Here is a 21,167-nt window from a genome sequence, read left to right on the forward strand (position 1 = left end):
ACCTCCCCGGCGACCCCAACGCCAACACGCACATCGACCCGCAGACGATAGCCCCTGGCGTGACCTACACGACGTACACCCAGGGCTACGCGTCCGACCGCTGGACGGTGGACGTGCACATCACCGTCGACAATGAGGCGGGCGCGACGCTCGTCCAGGACTTGTCGACCGCGACGGACGAGGTCAACCTGCTCGCCGGCAAGAATATCGTCGCGATCCCGGTGCCGATCGGTCCTCAGCCGGATCCGACGGGCAAGCCCGTGGCGTACGCCGTGCGACTGGTCACCAACCCCGGTCTGAAGAGCACGGATCCGGACTACGTCAAATTCGCCGCTCTCGCCGATGCGCAGAACGCGGTCAAGAACATCCTGAAGCCCAACGCCGTCGACGGCGAGCCCCTCTACACCGCCCAGGACGGCAACCCCAGCACCGGCCCCTGGAACGTGCGCGTGGTCACCATTGACCCGACCTCCCCCTATGCCCTGCGTGTGACCCACGGCCAGGACATAGCGACCCCGGAACCGCTGCGCAAGCAAGTCGCGCTGAGCGGGGCGCTGTTGGGGGTCAACGGCTCCGATGCGACCCCCGGTGTGGCGGTCGGCCCGCCGCCGGTGCCCCCGAACCTCCCGAAGACGGCGAACGGCGTCCCAGTGTTGGAGGGCTACACCGGCGTGCCCGAAGGCCTCGACGTCGAGGGCGGTGTGACGATGAACGCCGCCAACGACCACCGCACCGCCCTGCTGCTCAACGGCGCGAACGGGCCGGCACAGATCACCGAGGTCTCCACCACGTACACCCTCTCCTCGTCCGACAAATCCTCCACCACCGTCAACGGCATCGACCGGCTTGCGGGGAACGTCTACGGCTGCGGCCAGCCCGGTGCGATCATCGACGATTCCCGGCTCAATCCCACGCAGGCCGCGCAGGATCCGATTCAGGCGGTGCACCACGGGCAGTGCCACAACCCGAACGACCTGGTTCTCTTCCGGCCGGAGTGGGGTAGCGCCACCCCCAAGGTCGTAGGCGCGGACCCCGGCTACGAGGTCGTGCTGAACAACAATTGGGTGGTCACCGGCTCCCGTGTCGCCGGCGGACCGATCGCTCCCGGACAGCGGGTCCTTCAGGGCATCGGGACGGGTGCCGACTGGCTGCGCCAACACGCTCCGGTCGGCGCCACGCTGATCGCGACGGGCAGCCTGACCGACGACGGCGGCAAGTCCGTGGCCGCTCCGGCGCTCGATGCGATCGCAGGCGGCGGACCCGGCCTGGTGCGCGGCGGGAACATCGACGTCAGCATGGTCAAGAACGGCTTCCCGGCGCACAGTAACGTGGACGTCGAACGCCAGCCGCGAACCGTCGTGGGTATCGGCGCCGCCGGTCAGATCGAACTGGTCACCATCGACGGCCGGAACCCCTACCCCGGCGGCAGTGTCGGCGTCACGATGGGCGAGGCGGCTGCCGTCATGAAGTGGCTCGGCGCCACTGACGCTGTCGAGATGGGTTACGGCGGGGACACCGCGATGATCATCAACGACTCTCTCTACAACACGCCGATGAACTTCTGGGGCGCCCCCGTCGGCCCCGGCATTCCCAACTACGAGCGCGCCTTGGGGAACGCTCTGGTGCTGGTCCACAAGCCTGGTCCGTGACCTCTGGGAGTCAAGGGTCGCGGGTTCACGTCCTATCGCCGGGCCGCGAGCTTTCGCAGGTCGGAGGGCGCTCTCATCAAAATGATGGGAGCGCCCTTTTTGTGCGGCGGTCGCCCGGTCGTCGGAGCGTTCGGGTGAAGAGAGCCGGTACACGCCTCGGAATGGTTTGGGGCTGCGCACTGCGGCTAGGCGAGCTGGTGAGCAGGTTCACCGCGCGTGCTGCGCACCGCCCGACACACCGAGAGGTCGCCTCATGGTCACCTTGCAGGGAAAGACCATCGCGTTCCTCGTCGCCTCCGAGGGCGTCGAGCAGGTGGAACTGGCCGAGCCCTGGCAGGCCGTCGCCGAGGCGGGCGGCACGCCGCGCCTGGTGTCCACCCGGAGCGGCAAGGTCCAGGCGTTCAACCATCTGGAACGCGGTGACACCTTCGAGGTCGATGACGTGGTCGGCACGCTCTCGGCTGACGACGCTGGCGACTACGACGCCCTGGTGCTGCCGGGCGGCGTGGCCAACCCGGACGCGCTGCGCCTGGACTCCTCGGCGGTGGACTTCGTCAGGTCCTTCTTCGAGGCCGGCAAACCCGTCGCCGCGATCTGCCACGCGCCGTGGACGCTGATCGAGGCCGACGTGGTCCGCGGCCGCACGCTCACCTCGTGGCCCAGTCTGCGTACTGATCTGCTCAACGCCGGAGCCCGCTGGACGGACCAGCAGGTCCAGGTCTGCACCGACGGTCCCAACACCCTGGTCACCAGCCGCAAGCCGGACGACCTGCCGGCCTTCGGCGATGCACTGGTCACCGCCTTCGCCCACGGACAGCACGGATAGCGAGGTCCTTTCCGATGGCGCACCAGCTTCAGATCGAACCCCAGGGCGACCACGAGTACCTGGTCCGCATCCCTGGGGGGAGTGACGACACGACGGCCCGGGTCCGGGCCACGTCCGACGTGCTGCGCCGGGTGTCGGATTCGGCCGCGGACGAGGCACGCGTGGTCGAGCAGACCGTCCGGTGGCTGCTCGAGCGCCAGCCGGTGGCCGACCTGCCGCAGCTGATCGACCTGGACGATGTTGCCGCGGCGTACGACAGCTATCTGAAGGACCTGGCGCACCGATTGTCCGAACGACCCTGAACGGAGACCCCGCACATGGCCACCACCCAAGCTACCGACGTGGGCCCCGACTCCGGCCTCGCCGACGTCTTCGAACTCGCCCAGCAGCTGCGGGCGGACTCGGTGCGGGCCAGCACCGCCGCCGGCTCCGGTCATCCGACGTCGAGCATGTCCGCCGCTGATCTGATGGCCGTACTGATGGCCCGTCATCTCCAGTACGACTGGGACGATCCCGGCAATCCGGCCAATGACCATCTGGTCTTCTCCAAGGGCCACGCCTCCCCGCTGCTGTACTCGATGTTCACGGCGGCCGGGGTGGTGGAGGAGAAGGAGCTGCTCACGACCTACCGGCGGGCGGGCGCCCGCCTGCAGGGGCACCCCACGCCGGTCCTGCCGTGGGTGGACGTGGCCACCGGGTCGCTGGGCCAGGGAATCGCCTACGGCGTCGGGATCGCCCTGGCCGGCCGCGACCTGGAGCACCAGCCCTACCGGGTCTGGGTGCTGTGCGGGGACAGCGAGATGGCGGAGGGCTCGGTCTGGGAAGCCCTGGACAAGGCCGGGCGGCACCGGCTCGCGAACTTCACCGCGATCGTGGACGTCAACCGGCTCGGCCAGAGCGGCCCCACCGAACTGCAGTGGGACCTGGAAACCTACGTCCGCCGGATCGAGGCGTTCGGGTGCCGTGCCTTGACCGTCGACGGGCACGACCTCGCCGCCGTGGACCGGGCCCTGCACGCCGCAGCCGACGGGCAGGGGCCGACGGTCATCGTGGCCAGGACCGTCAAGGGCAAGGGTTTCAGCGAGGTGGAGGACGCGGAGGGCTGGCACGGAAAGCCCTTCCCGACGGAGATGGCGGACCGCGCCGTCGAAGAACTGGGCGGCATCCGGCACCTGACGGTACGGGGCCCCCGGCCGGCCGCCGTCGACGAGGCGTCCGGGCGTCGGCCGGACCCGGGCCCGGTGAGCCCGCCGCGGTTCGCCGTGGGTGACGAGGTGGCCACCCGGTCCGCCTTCGGGAAAGCCCTGGTGGCCCTTGGCGGCGGACGCCCGGAGGTGGTCGCGCTGGATGCCGAAGTGGGCAACTCCACCCACTCCGAGGACTTCGCCAAGGCCTACCCCGAACGGTTCTTCCAGAGCTACATCGCCGAGCAGCAGATGGTCGCCACCGCCGTGGGCATGGCCGTGCGCGGATACCGGCCCTACGCGACCACTTTCGCGGCCTTCCTCACCCGGGCCCACGACTTCATCCGGATGGCGGCCGTCTCCCAGATCACGATGGCGCTGTGCGGCACGCACTGCGGTGTGGAGATCGGCCAGGACGGACCCTCCCAGATGGGACTCGAAGACCTGGCGATGATGCGCGCCGTCCACGGGTCCACCGTGCTCTACCCCGCCGACGCGGCCAGCGCCGCCGCCCTCACCATCGCCATGGCCGACCTCGACGGCATCTCGTACCTGCGCACCACGCGCGGTGCCTACCCCGTCCTGTACGACCCGGCCGAGCAGTTCCCCGTCGGTGGTTCCAAGACCCTTCGCGGCAGCGGCGAAGCCGACCAGGTCACCCTGCTGGGAGCGGGCGTCACCGTTCACGAGTGCCTGAAGGCGGCCGACGAACTCGCGGAACACGGCATCGCCGCGCGCGTCGTCGACCTCTACTCGGTCAAGCCGCTGGACGCCGAAACCCTGGTGCGTGCCGCCAGGGAGACCAGCGGCCTGGTGGTGGCCGAGGACCACCATCCGCAGGGCGGGCTCGGTGAGGCAGTGCTCTCCGCGCTCGCCGCCCAGGGCAGTTGCCCGGCCTTCGTCCACCTGGCCGTCCGTGGTCTGCCCGCCTCCGGCACCCCGGCGGAACTCCTTAAGGCTGCCGGCATTGACGCCGGCAGCATCGCGGACGCGGCCCGGAAGCTTGTCGATGCGGCGGACCGCGGTGAGGGCCCCACGCAGGACCTCGGGTAGTACCGGGAGCTCGACCTGGCCCTGTGCGTGCGGGGTTACGGCAGAGGGACAAGTAGCCCCGCCGTAACTCCGCACGCGCAGGACCGGTGAGCAGTCAGGCGGCGGCCCGCAGTTCCTTGACGGCGTCCTTCGACAGGCGGATGCGTACCAGGGCGGCGGCGAGCCGGCTCAGGTCGTTCGCCGGGACGAGTTCGGAGCGCGTACGCGCGGCCCGCGTGGGCGGCGTCGGGCCCGGAGCCGGGGTCGAGCAAGGCCTGCACCGCGACCTCGGCGATGTCCCGCTGGTGGACGGGCGAGGTGGCGGCGGCGCCGTGCACGCCCCGGGCCCGGCCGGTCGCCCGGATCTGCGGCGCCCAGGCAAGGGCGTTGGCGGCGAAGTCGGCACACCGCAGGAACGTCCATGACAGCCCGGAAGCCCTGGCTGCGGCCTCGACCTGCGCGAACTCCTCGGCGAAGCGCCGGTACCCGCCACCGTATTCGACGGTTACGGCCGACAGCACGACCACCCTGCGCACGCCGCGCTCAGCCGCCAGCGCCAGCAGCTCGGCGCTCGCGCCGCCCACAGCACGCGGGCTGAGCAGCAGGGCCGCCACACCTCCCAGCGCCGGTGCCAGCGACTGCGGCCTGGACGGGTCCCCGACGATCTGTCGGACACCGTCGGCGAAAGCGCCCGGGGCCGGGGCCGGGGCCGGGGGCTGGGCCGGGGCCGGATTCCTGCTGACGGCTGCGACTGCGGCGCCCTGGCCCGCCAGCAGCTTCACCACTTCGCGACCGACGTTCCCAGTCGCACCAGTGACCATGATCATCTCTCTGCTCCTGTTCATGCACGTGTCCGTGCTGTCCGTGCTCTTGTCCGTGCTTGTGTTGACGGGATCTCATCCGCCCTCCCAGGGGAGCCGGGCGTGCCCACCGTGCCCGGTGCCCCGCTCCCCCACCGCCGACGGCGATCCGCCTCAGTGAAAGTCACGGGAAGCCAGATGCTTTCGCAGGAACGAGAGTTGTGCCGCGACGGCCTGTTCGTGCGACTCGAGGAACGGCGCGTAGTGACGGCCCGTAAGGCGGACCACCTCGGAGCGCGGCGCGTTACGTGCCGCCCGAACCGCGGGGCGGGGGAGCACGCTCTGGTCCTGGTCGCAGACGATCACCAGCAGCGGGCACCGGATCCGGGCGGCGTGGCGGCCGGGCCGGTATCCGCCAAGCCGCAGGGCGATCCGGGCGGCGACCGTCTGGTCCCAGTTCGCGTAGCGCCCTTCGGGGTCGAGGGCCTGGTCCCCGTCCATGGCGTCGGGGGTGGTGAGCGAGGCGACGGCGCCGCGCGGTCCGGCCGCCGGGACCAGCAGCGGTTCCCGCCCGACCAGCCCGCCGAGCGCGTCCGCGACGGCCCGGCCGAAGAGGCCCAGCATCGCGAGCGGCGTCATGGCCCGAAGCGCGTGCGGAGCGACCGCACGGCCGTCGACCAGCGGGGTCTGGGCGATCGCCGCAGCGAGCCGCGGGTGGTCGGCCGCGACGCGGAAGATGTGGCCGCCGGCCAGTGAGAAGCCCCAGAGCGCGATCCGGTCGGGGTCGACGTCGGGCAACGTGGCCGCGTACGCGATCGCCGCGTGCCAGTCGGCCACCTGCTCGTCGAAGCGGACGATCTGACGCGGCGTGCCCCCGCTCTCGCCGAACCTCCGGTGGTCGAAGGCGAGGACGGCGAACCCGGCGTCGTTGAACCGCGCGGCGAACAGGTCCGAGGCCGGTTCCTTCGTCACGGCGGTCCCGCCGGCCATGATCACGCAGCCGCCGTTGGACCCCGGGTAGTGCCACGCGGCGCACGAGGTGTCGCCGCTGGCGAAGCGTACGTTCTGGCGTCTCTGGAGCGCGGGCACCTGGGCCTCCATGGTGAATCCGGTCTTCTCGGGGTGCTGGGAGTGCCTCCATCCTTGGCGCGACAGCAGCGGAACGGGCACCGCAGGGCAGCAGAATGAGCGAAACTTGCAGCCATGGCCCGCGAATCGACGAATTCCGTCCTGAGCCTGCTCGACCAGCGGCTGGTGGCCGCCCTGCAGTGCGAGGGCCGGCTGACCGCCGAACGGGCGGCGCAGACGCTGGGACTCAGCCCCGCCACCGTCCGCCGCCGCCTGCAGGCACTCACTGCCGACGGCATCGTGCGCGTGGTGATCTCACCGGTTGCGCGACCGCGAAACGGGGGTTCGGCCGGGGCGCTGTTCCTGCGCATCCGGGTCCTGCGGGGCCGGCTCGACCCGATCGTGGCCGCGCTCGCGGCGCGCGAGGACATCCCCTTCATCGACGTCACCACGTCCGGGGACGAGATCTTCGCGGTCGCCCGCACCGAGCCCGGCTCCAGCGACCCGCTGGTCTTCCGTCAACTGCCCTCCACCCAGGCGGTGACCTCCCTGGAGAGCGCCACCATCCTGCACGTCTTCCGGCTCACCTCCGAGTGGCGCCACCAGGTGCTGACCGCAGCCGAACGCGCCGCCCTCTCGGCGCGCGAGCCGGTCCCCGGAGCGACGACCGCCACGTCCCCGGGCCCGTACGGCGTCGATTCCGACGCCCTGGAGCAGTCCCTGATCGAGGTGCTCGAGCCCGACGCGCGCCTGAGCGCGGTGGCGCTGGCCGAGCGCACCGGCCACCCGGAGAGCACGGTGCGCCGACGGCTGGCCCAGATGGCCGCCCAGGGGCGCCTGGTCACCCAGGTGCTGGTCGACTCCCGGCGGCTCGGACTGCCCATCGAAGCCAAGCTCCTGCTGCAGGTACCCCCCGATCACCTGGCCGCCACCGGGCAGGCGCTGGCCGATCACCCGTCGGTACACGGCGCGTTCGCCACCTCCGGGCCGTCGAACCTGCACGCGGCCGCGTACTTCCCGGACCTGACGACCCTCTACGGCTTCCTCTCCCACGACCTGGCCGGCCTGGGCATCACCCACGTCGAGACGGCCATCGTCAGCCGCGCCGTCAAACGCACTCCGCTGCCTGTACCACCGGCCTCGCCCAAGTAAGTTGCTGTCAGCGGAGGTTCGCGTTCCCCGGCCACGGTCAGCGGCGACGTCGGCGCGCGGATTCGCGACGGCGCGCAAGCTCGGCGCGCGCGGTCAGCCACCGCTCCCGCAGCTGGGCGATGACGTTGTCCCACTCCCGGCGGACCTCGTCGGCGGGAGGCCGCTCGCCTCGGCGGATGCGTTCCAGTTCGTCGGTGACCTCTCTGCCGAACGCGGCCGACCACACCAGGGCGAGCATCGTTCCGAAGAGTGCAGTGATCATCGCGAAGACGGCCCCGACCGGACCGTAGCGGCTCGCGTAGGAGCTGAACAGCCCGGGCAGGTACACCGCGGCCCCGACCGAGTACGCAGCGATCAGCACGGCCCCCAGCACCGCGAACGGAACCAGGCCGCGCCACGGCGTGCGTTTCGCCGACAGCGTCCAGCCGCTCCATGCCAGAAAGACCGCCGTCAGCGGCCCCTGGCACGCCGCGGCAGCCAGATCGAACCGCCCGCGGCCGAGAACCACGTGCAGCCAGCCGGCGGCCATGGCGTAAAGCACCAGGACCAGCAGCCACCTCAGGTCGTTCACGGTGTTGCGCACGCTGAGCGCCGGCAGTTCCCAGACCCGCTCGAACAGCCGTTGCGCAGCGCGCGCGAAGCTGAGGGCGGAGATGAGCAAGAAGAGCGAGCCCAGCACATCCAGCGTCGCGTCGGGGCCGTGAACGAACGAGAAGAGCTGGCGGACCGCGTCCGCTCCGCCGCCGCTGAGGCCGTAACGGCGCACGATCCGTTCGGCCAGGTCCTGCCGACCGAAACTGGTCAGGACCGTCGCCACCAGAACCGCGAGCGGAATCAACGTCGTGAGCGCGCTGGAGGCCAGGGCCATCGAGCGCTCCAAGCCGGTGACCTGCTGGAACCGGGAGACCGCACGGAAAGCGAAGGCCGGACGCAGCCAGAACGTGAGTATTCGAACAGCCCGCTTGGGGCCGGACTGAACGCTCATGCGGCCCGAGGCACGAGCGGGTGCATCTCGTCCTGGCCCTCCTGGATGACGCCGTAACACGACTCCGGCACCGGGTTCCAGGCTCCGGGGAGGTCGCCCAGCGGTTCCGAGACCACCAGGCGCGTCTCGTCGGAGAGTGGGCCGGGGTGAGGCCATGGGCGGCCAGCATCAGGGACGCGTCCCTCGGTCGCCGGGTCGGCCTGGGACTACCGGTGGTCCCCCGTCAGCGGCGGGCGCTGGCCAGGACGACGAGGAACTGGCCGCCGCCCGCCTCGATGTCGGCGGTCACCGGCAGCCCCGGTACCAGTCGGGAGAACCGGTCCACCAGCCAGTCCGCCGCCTCCTGGGCGTCCTGCCGGGTCGGACAACGGCCCACGATCTCGCGGCCCGCCTTGCGCTCCAGCCTCCCGGCAACGGTGATCAGCGGTGCGGGTTCGACCACGTACAGGCGCTCCGGCCAGGCGATGACCACCTTGACCGCGCCCTTGCGGCTGTTGCACCCGCGGTGCGCGAGGCGCTCGGCGACCTTCGCCTTGCGGTCGGCGGTCCGGCTGTCCACGCTGGGCCCCCGCAGGTCGTTCACCGACTTGTCGGGGTCGACCGGTTCGTCGCACACCCAGCATCGCCAGCCGTCACGCTCGGCCACATCATCAAGGAGACTCACCCGAGCAAACTAGCCTGCCCAGCCGCCACCCCGCGCACCAGGGCCTCAGCAGAGACCTCGCGGCACCGACACGTTCAGCGCCACCGGAAGGACCCACCGGTCATCGCCGGGAGCAGCACGGGGCCGCCCACGGCGGTGTCGGGGCAGCCGGCGCGGCCGAGATCGCCGAGCAGCGAGCAGCGGAGTCCGGCGGGGCGCTGACGGCGGATCAGGCAGAGGCGAACCCGGACGACCGGGCTCCACCCTCCGCCAAGGTAGCCGTGCGTCTAGAGTGGTTTAGGCGGACACGAACGATCCCGATCCGGAGGGAGATCGTCCATGTCCGTCAACCGAGTGCGACCCGATGTCAGCGTCCTCAGTGACAGTCTCGAGGTGCCGGGGATCGGCCACATTCCCGTCAATTCCTTCGTGCTCCGAGCGCAGCAACCCGTCGTCGTCGACACTGGCCTCGGGCTGCCCGACCGCAGCTTCCCGGACACGCTCGCCGGAGTCCTCGACCCGGCAGACGTGCGCTGGATCTGGCTCACCCACCCCGACCGGGACCACACCGGCGGCATCCATGCGCTCCTCGAAGCGGCACCGAAGGCGAAGGTGGTGACCACCTTCATCGCGGTCGGCATCATGTCCTGCGAGCGACCGCTCCCGCTGGACCGGGTCCATCTGCTCAATCCCGGTCAGTCACTCGACGTCGGTGACCGCACGCTCACAGCGTTCCGGCCGCCCCTGTTCGACAATCCCGCTACCGTCGGGTTCTTCGACGACCTCACCGGCGTCTGCTTCAGCTCGGACTGCTTCGGCGCCCCGATGACCAGCGCGGACACGGCGGAGGAAGGGGACGTCAGCGCGATCCCGGTCGAAGAACTTCGGGCGGCGCAGTTGCTGTGGGCCAGCGTGGACAGTCCGTGGGTCGAGAACGTCGACCCGAAGCGGTTCCTCGACACCTTCCGCCTGCTGCGGGACCGCGAGCCCGAGCTCGTCCTGTCGACCCACCTGCCGGCTGCGGCCGGAATGACCGAGCGGATGATCGACACCCTTGGGTCCGCGGCGGGGATTTCACCCTTCGTGGGCCCCGACCAGGCGGCGCTGGCCCAGATGCTGGCCGCCTTCGAACCAACGGCAACAGCTGACCCGGACCTGCCCGTCACCTAGCACCCGGTCGGACCTCGCATCCGGCCGAGTTCTCGCGGGCGTTCACGAAACGGTCCGCGCCTCGGCAACGGCTTGCGTACAGAGCTGGTCGGCCGTGGCGCCGGAGTCGGATGGAGGGCTGAACTCGAGTTGCTGCGCCGTCCCGCCCGCGGTCCAGTCGACGACCACTCCCCCGTCTCCGTCCGAACGGCAGACGGCGGGAGCCCCGTTCACGGCCGTGCGCTGCGTCCCCGGGGTCCCCGGGGCGTCAGGCTCCGGTGCCGTCGGGTCGAGAGACTGGTACAGCATCCAGCGGGTCTGGCCCGAGGTGTCGCGGTAGAACCGGACGAGAGCCAACGAGCCGCGGCAGACGCCGGGCTGGGAGCGCGGACGTGCGGCGGAGCACAGTTCGCTGCCCTCCTCGGTCAGGCCCGGATCCCGCGGTCGCGGAGCCGTGGCCTCGGAGACGGTCTGCAGTGGCCGCCCGTGAGCGTCCGTCAGCGTCCGCATGCCGAGCGGGTGGGCGAGGTCACCCTCGATCCCGGTGAACTGCGCACAGCTGCCCCTGGGTCCTCCCTGTTCCTGCGGAGCGCTGCCCAGGTGGAAGTGGACGGCCACGGTGGCGGCGTGCTCCTCGGTCACCACGTCGACGGTGAGGCTGCCGAAGCAGTCCTCCGGAGTCCAGGCCGGATCGGGCACGCCGGTGAGGGTGAGGGTTCGCCCGTCGGCGGAGACGAGGACGGGCCCCTGGGCGTCCACGTTCCATTCCTTGATCCCCCCGAAGGCGATGGAGTACCCGACCCAGCCCACCAGTGCGCAGGCCACTGCCACGCCCAGTACGACCAGCGGCACCCGGCCCCTGCGCGACTCTGTTGCCCTCATGACCCTCCCCCTCGATGCGCGCCCTTGGACGCGGCCGGCCCCGCACCGGTTCCGCACGGCGCCGCCCGACCCTGCCCCGCCCCCGTCTCGTCCGACTTATCCGCCTCGTCCGACGACACCGCGCGGTGGGTACGTCCCCGGGACCCTACGAGAGGGCGTGGCGCTCCACGGGGGCCGGCTGGATCTGGGCCGCCGCCCCGGCGCAGATCAGCCGCAGGCCGAGCTCGAACCGCCCGTCCGTGCTCACCGCGGCCGCGGCGGCCACCGTACGGGGGAAGTCCCGGTGCACGGCCGCAGCCTCGGACGCGTCCGGTACGGCAGGCGCGGCGCCCTGCTCCTGCAAAACGAACCCCGTGACATGGCTGAGCAGCGCATCAGCGGCCACCGCCGCGGCCAGCCCCGGCACCCGGCCCTCGTCCAACGTCACCAGCAGGCGCTCCATCAGGTTCAGCGCACCGAAGCTGAGCACCTTGGGGCTGTCGGCGAGCATCGCCGCCCCGCCCGGGTGCGCCCGCAGGGTGTGCCGCAGCGCACCCAGCTGCGCCACGACCCGCTCCGCCCACCCGGCATCGCCGGGCAACGCGGCCAGCGCCGCCGCGCCCGCCCGGTATGCCTGCCAGGCCACCCGGTCGGCCATCAGCCGCAGCAGGACCGCCTTGTTCGGCACGTGGTAGTACAGGCTGCCCGCGTGGACGTCCAGGCGCGCGGCCACCCGCCGCATCGACAGCCCCGGGTAGCCGGCCTCCGCGTAGACGGCCATCCCGGCATCGACGATCCGATCCACCGTCAGTTTCACGGCCCTACCCTACTCCTGTGTTCCAACAGTGTTTGAAAACAGCGGCCGCCGCGCTAGGGTCATGATCATCGGAATCTGTCCGCTCGAAGGGGGGTGGTAGCGGTGGACGCCCTGGTGTTCAACGCGACCACAGCAGCACTGATGGTCTTCATGTTCAAAGCGGGCGCGGCCCTGACCGGCCCCGATCCGCTGCGCCGGCGCCGGATCCCGTGGGCCGCGGTCGCGCTCACCGCCGTCGCGGTCGGCGCGGTGGTCCTGCAGCTGTGCTGGTCCGGCGCGATGGCGGCGCTGGACGCCGACCCGGCCAGGCAAGGCTGGTGGCGGACCGTCACCTCCGTCTTCATGCAGAACGGCGGCCTGGGCGGCGGCGGCTGGAACCTGGCCACCTTGGCCGTCATGGCAGCCTTCGCCCAGTGGTTCTGGGGCGGACCGGCGATGCTCGCCCTCTTCCTCACCGGCATCCTGCTCCCCGAGCGGATCGACGCCCTGCTCGGCCAGACCTCCCGCAGCACCGACCCGCGCAACTTCGCCGGCAGCTCCGGCGCCACCTACTTCCTCGGTGCCACCCTGGCCGCCGCGCTCCTCCTGCACGGCCGGCACCACGAGGACGGCGGGCAGGGCCGTTCGGGTCAGCGCCAGGACCAGCTGCTCGCGCTCGGGGTGCCGGCGTTCGGCCTGATCCTGTGGTTCGCGCAGGCCAACGGCCACGGTCTGGTCAGCGCATACGGCTTCGCGGTCGGCGTCCTCGCCTGGTTCGCGCTGCGCCACCGCCTCCAGCCCGAACGCTCGTTGCGCCGGCCCGCCACGACCACCACGGCTGCTGCGGCTGCTACGGCTGCCGCAGGACAGGCCACCGAGCACCCGCCGACCGGACCCGCCACCAACCCGGCGCGACAGGGTGGGTGAGCACGCACCGTCGGACCAACACCCGGATCAGCACTGAGGTCGACGGACGGGGGCAGGGGTGGAACTGCGCGACATCGAGATCTTTCTGACGTTGGCGAAGGAGCTTCATTTCGGCAGGACCGCCGACCTCCTCCACGTCTCCCCGGCGCGGGTGAGCCAGGCGATCAAGAAGCAGGAACGCCGGATCGGCGCCGAACTGTTCGAGCGCACCAGCCGCGCCGTTCGGATGACACCGATCGGTGAGCAACTCCGCACGGACCTCCTGCCGCTCTACCAAGGGCTGCAGGAGGGTCTGGAGCGGGCCCGGATGGCGGCGCAGGGAAAGGTCGGCGTGCTGCGGGTGGGCATGATCCCCAGCAACGCCCACGACCTGCGCCCCTTCTGGGACACCTTCCGCTCCCGCCGCCCCCAGTGGGGACTGCAGATCCGCCACAACCCCTTCATCAACGCGTTCGACCCGTTGCGGTCCGGGCAGATAGACGCCCTGGTCTCGTGGCTGCCCGTCGAAGAGCCCGACCTCTCGGTCGGGCCGGTCCTGTTCACCGAGTCCCGCGTGGTGGTCGTGGCACCCGATCACGACCTGGCCCAGCGCGCATCGGTCTCCCTCGAGGTTCTCGGTGACTTCGGTGTCATCGGGCCGGCCTCGCCGCTGCCCGACTACTGGGAGGACGCCTTCACACCGTTCCAGACCCCCAGCAGACGCCCGATCGAGCGCCGTTCGCAGATCGGGGCCCACCTGGAGGACATCTTCACCAATGTCGGAGCCGGCGAAGCCGTCCACACCCTGGGCTTCCATGTCACCCGGTACCACGCACGCCCCGACATCGCCTACCTGCCCGTGCACGACGCCAGGCCGCTGAGCTGGGGACTCGTCTGGCGCTCCGACGCCGAGACCGAGCCCGTGCGCGCCCTCGCCAAGGTCATCCGCGACCTTGGCACCCCGGCCCTCTGAGGCGATCAGCGTGATGGTGGAGAGACCAGCGCCGTCTCCCGTCGTGAGCTGGGCCGATCCCCCGCAGACCGTCAACCCCACGGTTAACGGCCGTTGCGCCGATCGCCGTTGTTCCCCGGGCCGCCGCACTCGAAGCTTGATCCATCCCGAGAGCAAGGGATCGAGCACGAAGCGGAACGCACGATGACCCCTGTGCCCTCCGCGATGAAGAGTCTGAAGGAGTGCCCACCATGTCCATCACCCTTACCGACCGGGACCGTCCGGAGCTGCAGAAGGCCCTTGGGGCGATCGTCGATTCGGGCTTCGCCGGGGTACAACTGCGCGTGAACGACGAACGGGGCGAGTGGGTCGGCAGCGCCGGGGTGCGCAAGCTGGGCGAAGACGACAAGCCACCGACCGACGGCCGGTTCCGGATCGGCAGCAGCACCAAGACCTTCACCGCGACCGCGGTGCTGCAACTGGTGGCCGAGGGCAGGATCGGGCTGGACAGCCCGGCCGACGACTACCTGACCCGGTTCGACCTGGACCGGCGGATCACGGTGCGGATGCTGCTGCAGCACACCAGCGGGCTGTTCAACTACACCGGCGAGTACTACGAGGACGGGACGGTCGCGCCGGGAATCCCCTGGCAGGGCCAGGAGTACGTGGACCGCCGGTTCCACACCTACCGGCCGGAGGAACTCGTGCGGCTGGCGCTCTCCAAGCCGGCCCGGTTCGAGCCGGGAACGGACTGGAGCTACTCCAACACCAACTACGTCCTCGCCCGGCTGCTGGTCGAGGACGTCACCGGCCGCCCGTTCGCCGAGGAGATGCAGCGCCTGGTCCTGCAGCCGCTGGGACTTACGGCCACCGTGGTACCGGACGCCTCGCCGGAGATCCCCGAGCCGCACGCCCACGCCTACTACCGGTACGAGCACGACGGCCAGTGGAAGCTGGTCGACGTCACCCGCTCCAACGCCTCCTGGATCTCCGCCGCCGGTGACATGATCTCGACCACCGAGGACCTCCACACGTACTTCTCCGCCCTGATGACCGGCAAGCTCCTCCCGGACTCGCTGCTGGTCGAAATGCGCACGCCGCACCCCGAACTCGGCTACGGCCTGGGCCTGTTCGTGGAGGAGACGGCGGGCGGCACCCTCGTCCACCACAACGGCGGCTTCTGGGGGTGGGCGACCCTGATGTACAGCACGCCCGACGGCAGCAGGACCCTGACCGCCTCACTCACCACCGGGGACGCCGAACTCGACTTCGCCGCAACGGCCGAGATGTTCCAGAAGGCGCAACAGCGGCTCCTCAAGGAGGTGTTCCGCCAGGAGCCGGCCGAGCCGGCTCAGTAGCCAGTACCCAGGCTCAGCCGGCATCCAGGCGTAGCCTCGTCGAGGCAGGTGTGGGCCCTGACCGCCCGCCGGCCTGGACGGAATCGTCCCGGCGATACCGCCCAGGCGCCGTGAAGCTCTTGTGAATCTCCCGCTGTGACCGCGAACAGCTCCAGCAGGAGGCCCGGATCTCCCTCAGTGAACTGGGCCGCCGGGTCAACCTCAGTCCGTCAGCCACCACCGAGCGGGTACGGAACCTGGAGTCGCTGGGCGTCATCACCGGTTACCACGCCGCCGTGGACCTGGCCAAGGTCGGCTACCCGGTGCTCGCCGTCGTCCGGCTCAAGTACCCCGGCAACCGCCACCAGCCGCTGCACCAAGTGCTCGCCGAGGCCGCAAGATCCTGGAGTGCCTGCGCACCACCGGAGACGACTGCTACACCCTCAAGTGCTACACCCTCAAGGTCGCCGCACCGTCCGATCCGCCGGCCTGACCGGCTCTCAATTCGCCTGACAGCAAACCGATTACGGGAGTGCGCTTCCGGCTGTCGTCAGCTGGCGCTGTCCACGGAGCCGGCGATGCCCTTCAGCGCGTCGCCGAAGTCCGTGGTGTCGCTGGCCGGCGGCGGGGTGACGGTGATCGCTGCGGTGCCGTAGTCGGAGCAGTCGGCCGTCACGTCGAATGTTCACGAACTTTCCGGACCGCACGCTACACCCGACCTACGACCGCGAACGAGCCGGTATCGGTCCCGTTGCCGGGACTGGTACCGGCCCTGACGGCGGCAGCGCCACGCTGCCGCCCCCTGAGAACCACCGGCCAGATGCGCGGGCCGGCGAATCGCCGGCCCGCTCGGGAAACCGGCCCGCGTCGTGTCCGAGTCAGTCGCGGCGGTCGAGGAGGACCACCTCGAACTCCTCCAGCGCGATGAGGTTCATCGAGGTTTCCGCTACCGCCTTCGCCCGGCTGGCGGCCTGGGCGCTGCGGGAGGCGACCAGCGCCTCACGGGTGGCCCACAACGTGCCGACCGAGCCGAGTCCGGTGCGACGGTCCGCGAGGAGTGCGGCTCCGGCGAAGCCCGGCGTCGCCTGGAAGGCGGGCACGGCGGCGGACCGGAACTGCTCGGCCATCTTGTCGAGGTTCTCCAGTGGGAGCTGGAAGCGCCCCAGCCGGAATCCGCCTCCCGCCTCGACCTGAGGGCTCGGCGTGAAGGCCAGCGCCTCCGTGGTCATCACGGACTGCGACGATGCGAAGGGCGCCAGCAGCTCGGCCCGACGCTGCTGCAGGTGTTCGTTGCTGGCCTGGGCCTGTTCGAGGCTCTCCCACCAACTGCCCATGATGATCTTGCCGACCTCGCGGTCGGCGAAGAGTCCGTATCCCTGGTAGCCGGGCTCGCCGGAGAGCAGCTTGACGGCCTCCACCAGCAACCCGTCCAGGGCCTGGTCGATCCTTTGCGGATCGCCTGTCACATAAGCCGTACGTACGTACATGAACGGCCCCCATTCCTGTCTCGCCTACCCCCTGCTTACGACGCTCCTCCGGCGGATTGGCCGTCGCAAGTCGGAGATGGGGGCCGGAACCTGAACCGCAACCGGAGGGAGACAGGGCGGCGTGCCCAGCCGCGGAGCCCTGAGACGGCCACGACCTCGCCCGGGCTGTCGAAGATCACGACCGCTTCCGGCAGGACCACGGGCTTGGCCTCCCCCTCACCCCCGGGGCGGCCGCGGCAGGAAGCTGCTGGTGCGGGCCACGTAGGCGTCCCAGCCCGGCTTGGCGGCGCTCAGTTGGCGCTCCAGCAGGGGCCGGCCGCTGCCGAAGGCGAGCAGGTAGGTCATCAGCACCGGGCTCAGCACGAACGCCCAGCCGATCGGGCGGGCGGCGGCCAGCAGGAAGAGGGCCCACCAGACGCAGGTGTCGCCGAAGTAGTTGGGGTGGCGGGTCCAGGACCACAGGCCGCGGTCCATCACCTGGCCGCGGTTGGCGGGGTCGGCCTTGAAGCGGGCCAACTGCCAGTCGCCGACCGTCTCGAAGAACATGCCGAGGGTCCACAGGGCGACCGCGGCCCAGGCCAGCGGGCCGAGCGGGGCGGTGAGGTACTGGGCGGCCTGGACCGGTAGCGAGACGAACCAGACGAGCGCGGCCTGCAGCAGGTAGACCATCCGGAGGGCGTAGGCCGCGCGCCGCTCGGGCGGGGCCTTGGCCAGCAGCCGGGCGTAGCGCGGGTCCTCGCCATGGCCGCGAGAGCGCCACCAGATGTGGGCCGCCAGCCGCAGGCCCCACACCGTGACCAGGAGGGTGGCCAGCAGGCGGCGCGCCGGGTCGCCGTGGCCGGCCGAGAGCAGGTAGCCGGTCCAGGCGACGGCGGTGAAGCCCAGCCCCCAGGCCACGTCGACACCGCGGTGCCGGCCGGTGCGCAGGCCGACCGCGAAGGCGGCGAGCAGGACGAGCAGTGCCGCGCCGGCTGTGGCGGCGAGGTTGACGGCGAAGGCGGTGGCGTTCACGGCTGCCCCTGTCCCTGGTACCAGTCGGCCGGGGTGGCGGATGCGCCGCTCGCGCCGGCGGCGGTGGGGCGGACGGCGAGGATCTGGTCCACGCCCATCCGCCGCTCGCTGAACGCCAGCGAGCTTCCGGCCAGGTAGAGCTGCCACAGACGGACCGTCACCTCGCCCACCAGGGCGGTGAAATCGGGTCGGCGCTCGCGCAGGTTCTCGTACCAGGCGTCGATGGTCCGGGCGTAGTGCTCGCGCAGCGCCTCGACGTTGCGGACCTCGAGTCCCGCGGTCTCCAGCAGGGCGACGGTTTCGCCGACCGGGCGCATCGACATGTCGGGGGCGATGTACGTCTCGATGAAGGCACCGCCGCCGGGCGCGGCCGAGCCCCGGGACATCTGCTGGACCAGCAGCCGGCCCTGCGGATGCAGCAGACCGTGCAGGCGGCGCGCGAAGGCGGGGTACTGCTGGTCGCCGACGTGCTCGCCCATCTCGACGCAGCTGATCGCGTCGTACGGTCCGTCGGCGATCTCCCGGTAGTCGCGCAGCCGGACGGTCACCAGGTCGCCGAGGCCGGCCGAGTCGACCGCGGCGGTGGCGAAGGCGTGTTGGCGCTGGGACAGGGTGACGGCGGTGACCTGTGCGCCGTAGTGCCGGGCGGCGTGCACGGCCAGCGCGCCCCAGCCGCAGCCCACGTCGAGCAGGCGGCTGCCGGGGTGGAGGGCGAGTTTGCGGCAGATCAGGTCGAACTTGGCTTCCTGCGCGCTCTGCAGGCTGTCGCTCTTGGGGGTCCAGTATCCGCAGGAGTAGGCCATGGCGGGGCCGAGCAGCAGGGCGTAGAACTCGTTCGACAGGTCGTAGTGGTGGCTGATCACCGCCCGGTCGCGGGCCCGGCTGTGCAGGGTCCCGTGCACCCGGGCGCGGCCGCCGACCGGCGCTGGGCGCGGCCCGAGTGCGCCGAGTCGGGCGGCGGTCGCGAGCAGCCCGGGCCAGTCCCGCAGGCCCGGGCGCAGCGGGCCGAGTCCGGCCAGCGCGGCCCGGACCTGCGACAGGGCGGGGGCCAACTCCCCCACCACCTCGAGGTCGCCGCTGAGGTAGGCCTCCGCCAGCCCGAGCTCCCCGGGCTGCCAGAGCAGGCGGCGCAGCGCGCGCCGGTTGCGCAGCACCACGCTCGGCCCGTCGGCGGGCCCCGCCGTGGAGCCGTCCCAGGCCGTCAGGTGGAACGGCAGCGGGCGGCCCGACAAGCCGGTGAGCAGCGCGGCCAGCCGGGTGGCGGGGGTCATCACGCGTCCTCCCCGCGAGTGAGCAGTAGCTGCTGGACGTCCAGGTAGCCGGTGCGGAACCCGGCTTCGGAGTAGGCGAGGTACAGCTCCCACATCCGCCGGAACACCGCATCGAAGCCGAGGTCGGCGACCTCGCCGGCCCGGTCGGTGAACCGCTCGCGCCACAGCCGCAGGGTCTGCGCGTAGTGCGGGCCGAAGGAGTCGCAGGCCGCCACCCGCAGGCTGGTGTGGCGGGCGGTGGCCTGCCGGATCGCCTCGGTGGAGGGGATCTGGCCGCCGGGGAAGATGTACTTCAGGATCCAGGTGTAGGTGCCGCTGCTGGCGAGCATCCGCTCGTGCGGCATGGTGATGGCCTGCAGTGCCACCCGCCCGCCGGGGGCCAGCACGCGGTCGATGGTGGCGAAGTAGGCGGGCCAGAACGGGCGGCCGACGGCCTCGATCATCTCCACGCTGAGCACGGCGTCGTACTCGCCTTCGGCGGCGCGGTAGTCGTTCAGCCGCACCGTCACCCGGTCGGCCAGGCCGGCCTGCTGGGCCCGGCGCCGGGCGAGCTCCGCCTGCTCCGCGGAGAGTGTCAGGCTGGTGACCCGGGCCCCGCGGGCGGCCGCGCGGATCGCCAACTCGCCCCAGCCGGTGCCGATCTCCAGCACCCGGGTGCCTCGGCCGACCCGGGCCAGGTCGAGCAGCCGGTCGATCTTGCGGTGCTGGGCGGCGGCCAGGTTCTCCCAGCAGGCGAGCGGCGCACCGCCGGGCTCGGTCGGGAAGAGGGCCGCGGAGTAGGACAGGGTGGAGTCGAGGAAGAGCGCGAACAGCTCGTTGGACAGGTCGTAGTGGCGGCGGATGTTGGTCCGCGCGTTGTCGGGCGTGCTCAACTCGCCCGCGGGCGGCCGCTGGACGTACAGGCGGCGCAGCCACTGCGCGCCGGTCGGCACCAGGGTCTCGGGGGCGACGGCCAGTTCGGTGAGCAGCGCGACCAGGTCCGGCGAGTCCCAGTCGCCGGCCTGGTAGGACTCCCCGAAGCCGATCAGGCCGCTCTCGCCCACCCGGTGGAAGAACGCACCGGGCCGGTGCAGCCGCAGCACCGGGGCGCCGGCGGGGGCCGGTGCGAGCAGGCGGCCGTGCGGCAGTTCGACACGCAGGCCGCGCCGACGGGCGGCGCGGCGCAGCAGCCGCTCGGCCACCGCCGCCCGCAGCGGCACGTGCGGGACGCGGGTGACGTCCGGCCAGCGGCCACCGTCCACCCGATCGTCCGGGTTGTCCGGGTGGGGTGCTAGGCGGTCGACGGACAGGGTCATCGGAGGCAGCCCCTCTGTTCGGTGGACGGTCGGGGGTGGACCGGCAGGCCGCGCAGCCAGAGCCGGACCCCTTGGAGACGGATGTGGACGCTGACCCACAGGGTCGAGAACGGGTGGCGCACCACGGCCCGCAGCAGCTGACCGGGGCCGGCCGCGCGCCGGGTGCCGCGCACGGTGGCGGTGAAGGCGCGCCCGCCCTCGCGGTCGAGGTGGACGGTCAGGGCGAGCCGCTCGCCCGGCACCGGCAGCGCCATCCGGTACTCGCCGTCGACGGGGAAGAACGGCGAGACGTAGAACTCCTTGGCCTGCCGCGCCCGTCCGTGTGCGTCGGGGCACAGCAGGTAGCGGTGGCGTCCGCCGTAGGTGTTGTGCACCTCGGCGACGGTGCACAGCGCCCGGCCCCGGCTGTCGTAGCACCAGAAGACCGTCAACGGGTTGAACACGTGCCCCAGGGAGCGGGCCTGAGCCAGCATCAGCACGCGGCCGCCGGACAGGTCGAGGCCGTTCGAGGCCAGGTAGCGGTCCAGGTCCTGACGGATCGTCAGGCCAGGGGTGGCGCAGTACTCGGCGGCCGGAAAGGAGGCCAGCCTGCGCAACGGCCAGGGGAGGGCCGGCGGATGGTCAAGGTCGACCAGCCACAGGTAGGTGCGGTGTTGGAAGGCGTGGTGCAGCGGGGCGGTGCGCACGTGGCTGATCCGGCACTCGTACAGCGCGGCCCGCCACGGGCCGGCCGGCACGGCCGGCGGGAGGACGGCCGCCGCAG

At 71.5% G+C, this 21,167-nt stretch carries 21 protein-coding genes and 2 pseudogenes; 10 read left to right on the plus strand and 13 right to left on the minus strand.

Features of this window, described 5'->3' with window-relative positions:
• Positions 1 to 59 precede the first annotated feature (59 nt).
• The 4 genes from C7C46_RS07325 (at position 60) to C7C46_RS07340 (ending at position 4,712) form a co-directional block, all read left to right on the plus strand.
• Positions 60 to 1,649 carry a phosphodiester glycosidase family protein gene (locus C7C46_RS07325; protein WP_181442237.1) on the plus strand — a complete coding sequence of 530 codons (1,590 nt, stop codon included), beginning with the start codon at positions 60 to 62 and terminating at the stop codon, positions 1,647 to 1,649.
• Between the two features lie 253 nt (positions 1,650 to 1,902).
• On the plus strand, positions 1,903 to 2,475 hold the full coding sequence (locus C7C46_RS07330) for a type 1 glutamine amidotransferase domain-containing protein (protein WP_110666987.1): 573 nt from the start codon (positions 1,903 to 1,905) through the stop codon (positions 2,473 to 2,475).
• 14 nt (positions 2,476 to 2,489) lie between these two features.
• A complete protein-coding gene (locus tag C7C46_RS07335) occupies positions 2,490 to 2,777 on the plus strand; it encodes a hypothetical protein (protein ID WP_110666990.1) in 288 nt (95 codons plus the stop codon).
• A 15-nt stretch (positions 2,778 to 2,792) separates the two neighbouring features.
• On the plus strand, positions 2,793 to 4,712 hold the full coding sequence (locus C7C46_RS07340) for a transketolase (protein ID WP_110666992.1): 1,920 nt from the start codon (positions 2,793 to 2,795) through the stop codon (positions 4,710 to 4,712).
• 35 nt (positions 4,713 to 4,747) lie between these two features.
• Here C7C46_RS07340 and C7C46_RS07345 read toward each other — a convergent pair whose 3' ends face one another.
• The gene (locus C7C46_RS07345; protein WP_110666994.1) at positions 4,748 to 5,518 is read right to left on the minus strand and encodes an SDR family oxidoreductase; all 771 of its coding nucleotides are present in this window, start codon (positions 5,516 to 5,518) and stop codon (positions 4,748 to 4,750) included.
• A gap of 147 nt (positions 5,519 to 5,665) precedes the next feature.
• Positions 5,666 to 6,661, minus strand: a complete 996-nt coding sequence (locus C7C46_RS07350) for an alpha/beta hydrolase (RefSeq protein ID WP_342775379.1) — start codon at positions 6,659 to 6,661, stop codon at positions 5,666 to 5,668.
• A 33-nt stretch (positions 6,662 to 6,694) separates the two neighbouring features.
• Between C7C46_RS07350 and C7C46_RS07355 the strand changes: the two genes are divergently transcribed.
• Positions 6,695 to 7,711, plus strand: a complete 1,017-nt coding sequence (locus C7C46_RS07355) for an Lrp/AsnC family transcriptional regulator (RefSeq protein ID WP_110666996.1) — start codon at positions 6,695 to 6,697, stop codon at positions 7,709 to 7,711.
• Between the two features lie 37 nt (positions 7,712 to 7,748).
• Here C7C46_RS07355 and C7C46_RS07360 read toward each other — a convergent pair whose 3' ends face one another.
• The 3 genes and pseudogenes from C7C46_RS07360 to C7C46_RS07370 form a co-directional block, all read right to left on the minus strand.
• The gene (locus tag C7C46_RS07360) at positions 7,749 to 8,696 is read right to left on the minus strand and encodes a YhjD/YihY/BrkB family envelope integrity protein (protein ID WP_110666998.1); all 948 of its coding nucleotides are present in this window, start codon (positions 8,694 to 8,696) and stop codon (positions 7,749 to 7,751) included.
• Positions 8,693 to 8,833 (minus strand): annotated as a pseudogene (locus tag C7C46_RS36290) (class II glutamine amidotransferase); the annotation flags it as partial. The pseudogene C7C46_RS36290 and the gene C7C46_RS07360, both read right to left, overlap by 4 nt.
• 86 nt (positions 8,834 to 8,919) lie before the next feature.
• A complete protein-coding gene (locus tag C7C46_RS07370) occupies positions 8,920 to 9,360 on the minus strand; it encodes a hypothetical protein (protein ID WP_110667000.1) in 441 nt (146 codons plus the stop codon).
• Between the two features lie 318 nt (positions 9,361 to 9,678).
• Here C7C46_RS07370 and C7C46_RS07375 point away from each other — a divergent pair, with 318 nt between their 5' ends.
• Positions 9,679 to 10,509 carry an MBL fold metallo-hydrolase gene (locus C7C46_RS07375; protein ID WP_110667002.1) on the plus strand — a complete coding sequence of 277 codons (831 nt, stop codon included), beginning with the start codon at positions 9,679 to 9,681 and terminating at the stop codon, positions 10,507 to 10,509.
• A 42-nt stretch (positions 10,510 to 10,551) separates the two neighbouring features.
• Here C7C46_RS07375 and C7C46_RS07380 read toward each other — a convergent pair whose 3' ends face one another.
• Both C7C46_RS07380 and C7C46_RS07385 read right to left on the minus strand, forming a co-directional pair.
• The gene (locus tag C7C46_RS07380; protein ID WP_110667005.1) at positions 10,552 to 11,370 is read right to left on the minus strand and encodes a hypothetical protein; all 819 of its coding nucleotides are present in this window, start codon (positions 11,368 to 11,370) and stop codon (positions 10,552 to 10,554) included.
• 145 nt (positions 11,371 to 11,515) lie between these two features.
• Entirely contained in the window at positions 11,516 to 12,166 is a 651-nt protein-coding gene (locus C7C46_RS07385; RefSeq protein WP_110667007.1) for a TetR/AcrR family transcriptional regulator, read from the minus strand.
• Positions 12,167 to 12,268: 102 nt separating this feature from the next.
• On the opposite strand from C7C46_RS07385, the gene C7C46_RS07390 reads away from it, so the two are divergent.
• From C7C46_RS07390 to C7C46_RS07405, 4 genes and pseudogenes are all read left to right on the plus strand, one after another.
• Positions 12,269 to 13,072, plus strand: a complete 804-nt coding sequence (locus C7C46_RS07390) for a hypothetical protein (RefSeq protein ID WP_181442239.1) — start codon at positions 12,269 to 12,271, stop codon at positions 13,070 to 13,072.
• A 58-nt stretch (positions 13,073 to 13,130) separates the two neighbouring features.
• Positions 13,131 to 14,024, plus strand: coding sequence for a LysR family transcriptional regulator (locus C7C46_RS07395; RefSeq protein ID WP_110667009.1), 894 nt, complete (start codon positions 13,131 to 13,133; stop codon positions 14,022 to 14,024).
• 230 nt (positions 14,025 to 14,254) lie between these two features.
• On the plus strand, positions 14,255 to 15,361 hold the full coding sequence (locus C7C46_RS07400) for a serine hydrolase domain-containing protein (RefSeq protein WP_110667011.1): 1,107 nt from the start codon (positions 14,255 to 14,257) through the stop codon (positions 15,359 to 15,361).
• A 125-nt stretch (positions 15,362 to 15,486) separates the two neighbouring features.
• Positions 15,487 to 15,788: pseudogene (locus C7C46_RS07405) on the plus strand (Lrp/AsnC family transcriptional regulator); the annotation flags it as partial.
• A gap of 102 nt (positions 15,789 to 15,890) precedes the next feature.
• Here the strand turns inward: C7C46_RS07405 and C7C46_RS37235 are convergent.
• The 6 genes from C7C46_RS37235 to C7C46_RS07430 form a co-directional block, all read right to left on the minus strand.
• On the minus strand, positions 15,891 to 16,016 hold the full coding sequence (locus C7C46_RS37235) for a hypothetical protein (RefSeq protein ID WP_281278525.1): 126 nt from the start codon (positions 16,014 to 16,016) through the stop codon (positions 15,891 to 15,893).
• Positions 16,017 to 16,218: 202 nt separating this feature from the next.
• Positions 16,219 to 16,827, minus strand: a complete 609-nt coding sequence (locus tag C7C46_RS07410; RefSeq protein WP_110667013.1) for an antibiotic biosynthesis monooxygenase — start codon at positions 16,825 to 16,827, stop codon at positions 16,219 to 16,221.
• Between the two features lie 216 nt (positions 16,828 to 17,043).
• Entirely contained in the window at positions 17,044 to 17,838 is a 795-nt protein-coding gene (locus C7C46_RS07415; RefSeq protein ID WP_110667015.1) for a DUF1295 domain-containing protein, read from the minus strand.
• Positions 17,835 to 19,109, minus strand: coding sequence for an SAM-dependent methyltransferase (locus C7C46_RS07420; protein ID WP_110667017.1), 1,275 nt, complete (start codon positions 19,107 to 19,109; stop codon positions 17,835 to 17,837). The genes C7C46_RS07415 and C7C46_RS07420 overlap by 4 nt, the downstream gene beginning before the upstream one ends.
• Positions 19,109 to 20,404 carry a class I SAM-dependent methyltransferase gene (locus C7C46_RS07425; RefSeq protein ID WP_110667019.1) on the minus strand — a complete coding sequence of 432 codons (1,296 nt, stop codon included), beginning with the start codon at positions 20,402 to 20,404 and terminating at the stop codon, positions 19,109 to 19,111. The genes C7C46_RS07420 and C7C46_RS07425 overlap by 1 nt, the downstream gene beginning before the upstream one ends.
• Positions 20,401 to 21,141, minus strand: a complete 741-nt coding sequence (locus C7C46_RS07430) for a DUF1365 domain-containing protein (RefSeq protein ID WP_110667068.1) — start codon at positions 21,139 to 21,141, stop codon at positions 20,401 to 20,403. Before C7C46_RS07430 ends, C7C46_RS07425 begins: the two co-directional genes overlap by 4 nt.
• Between the last annotated feature and the right edge of the window lie 26 nt (positions 21,142 to 21,167).

The sequence above is a fragment of the Streptomyces tateyamensis genome (assembly GCF_003205575.1).
Lineage (GTDB): Bacteria > Actinomycetota > Actinomycetes > Streptomycetales > Streptomycetaceae > Kitasatospora > Kitasatospora tateyamensis.

Excerpts from the sequence above, each read along its gene's own strand:
- C7C46_RS07330 (WP_110666987.1), top strand. The coding sequence starts at position 1,903 with ATGGTCACCTTGCAGGGAAAGACCATCGCGTTCCTCGTCGCCTCCGAG.
- C7C46_RS07335 (WP_110666990.1), top strand. The coding sequence starts at position 2,490 with ATGGCGCACCAGCTTCAGATCGAACCCCAGGGCGACCACGAGTACCTG.
- C7C46_RS07340 (WP_110666992.1), top strand. The coding sequence starts at position 2,793 with ATGGCCACCACCCAAGCTACCGACGTGGGCCCCGACTCCGGCCTCGCC.
- C7C46_RS07345 (WP_110666994.1), bottom strand. The coding sequence starts at position 5,518 with ATGATCATGGTCACTGGTGCGACTGGGAACGTCGGTCGCGAAGTGGTG.
- C7C46_RS07355 (WP_110666996.1), top strand. The coding sequence starts at position 6,695 with ATGGCCCGCGAATCGACGAATTCCGTCCTGAGCCTGCTCGACCAGCGG.
- C7C46_RS07360 (WP_110666998.1), bottom strand. The coding sequence starts at position 8,696 with ATGAGCGTTCAGTCCGGCCCCAAGCGGGCTGTTCGAATACTCACGTTC.
- C7C46_RS07375 (WP_110667002.1), top strand. The coding sequence starts at position 9,679 with ATGTCCGTCAACCGAGTGCGACCCGATGTCAGCGTCCTCAGTGACAGT.
- C7C46_RS07380 (WP_110667005.1), bottom strand. The coding sequence starts at position 11,370 with ATGAGGGCAACAGAGTCGCGCAGGGGCCGGGTGCCGCTGGTCGTACTG.
- C7C46_RS07400 (WP_110667011.1), top strand. The coding sequence starts at position 14,255 with ATGTCCATCACCCTTACCGACCGGGACCGTCCGGAGCTGCAGAAGGCC.
- C7C46_RS07410 (WP_110667013.1), bottom strand. The coding sequence starts at position 16,827 with ATGTACGTACGTACGGCTTATGTGACAGGCGATCCGCAAAGGATCGAC.
- C7C46_RS07420 (WP_110667017.1), bottom strand. The coding sequence starts at position 19,109 with ATGACCCCCGCCACCCGGCTGGCCGCGCTGCTCACCGGCTTGTCGGGC.
- C7C46_RS07425 (WP_110667019.1), bottom strand. The coding sequence starts at position 20,404 with ATGACCCTGTCCGTCGACCGCCTAGCACCCCACCCGGACAACCCGGAC.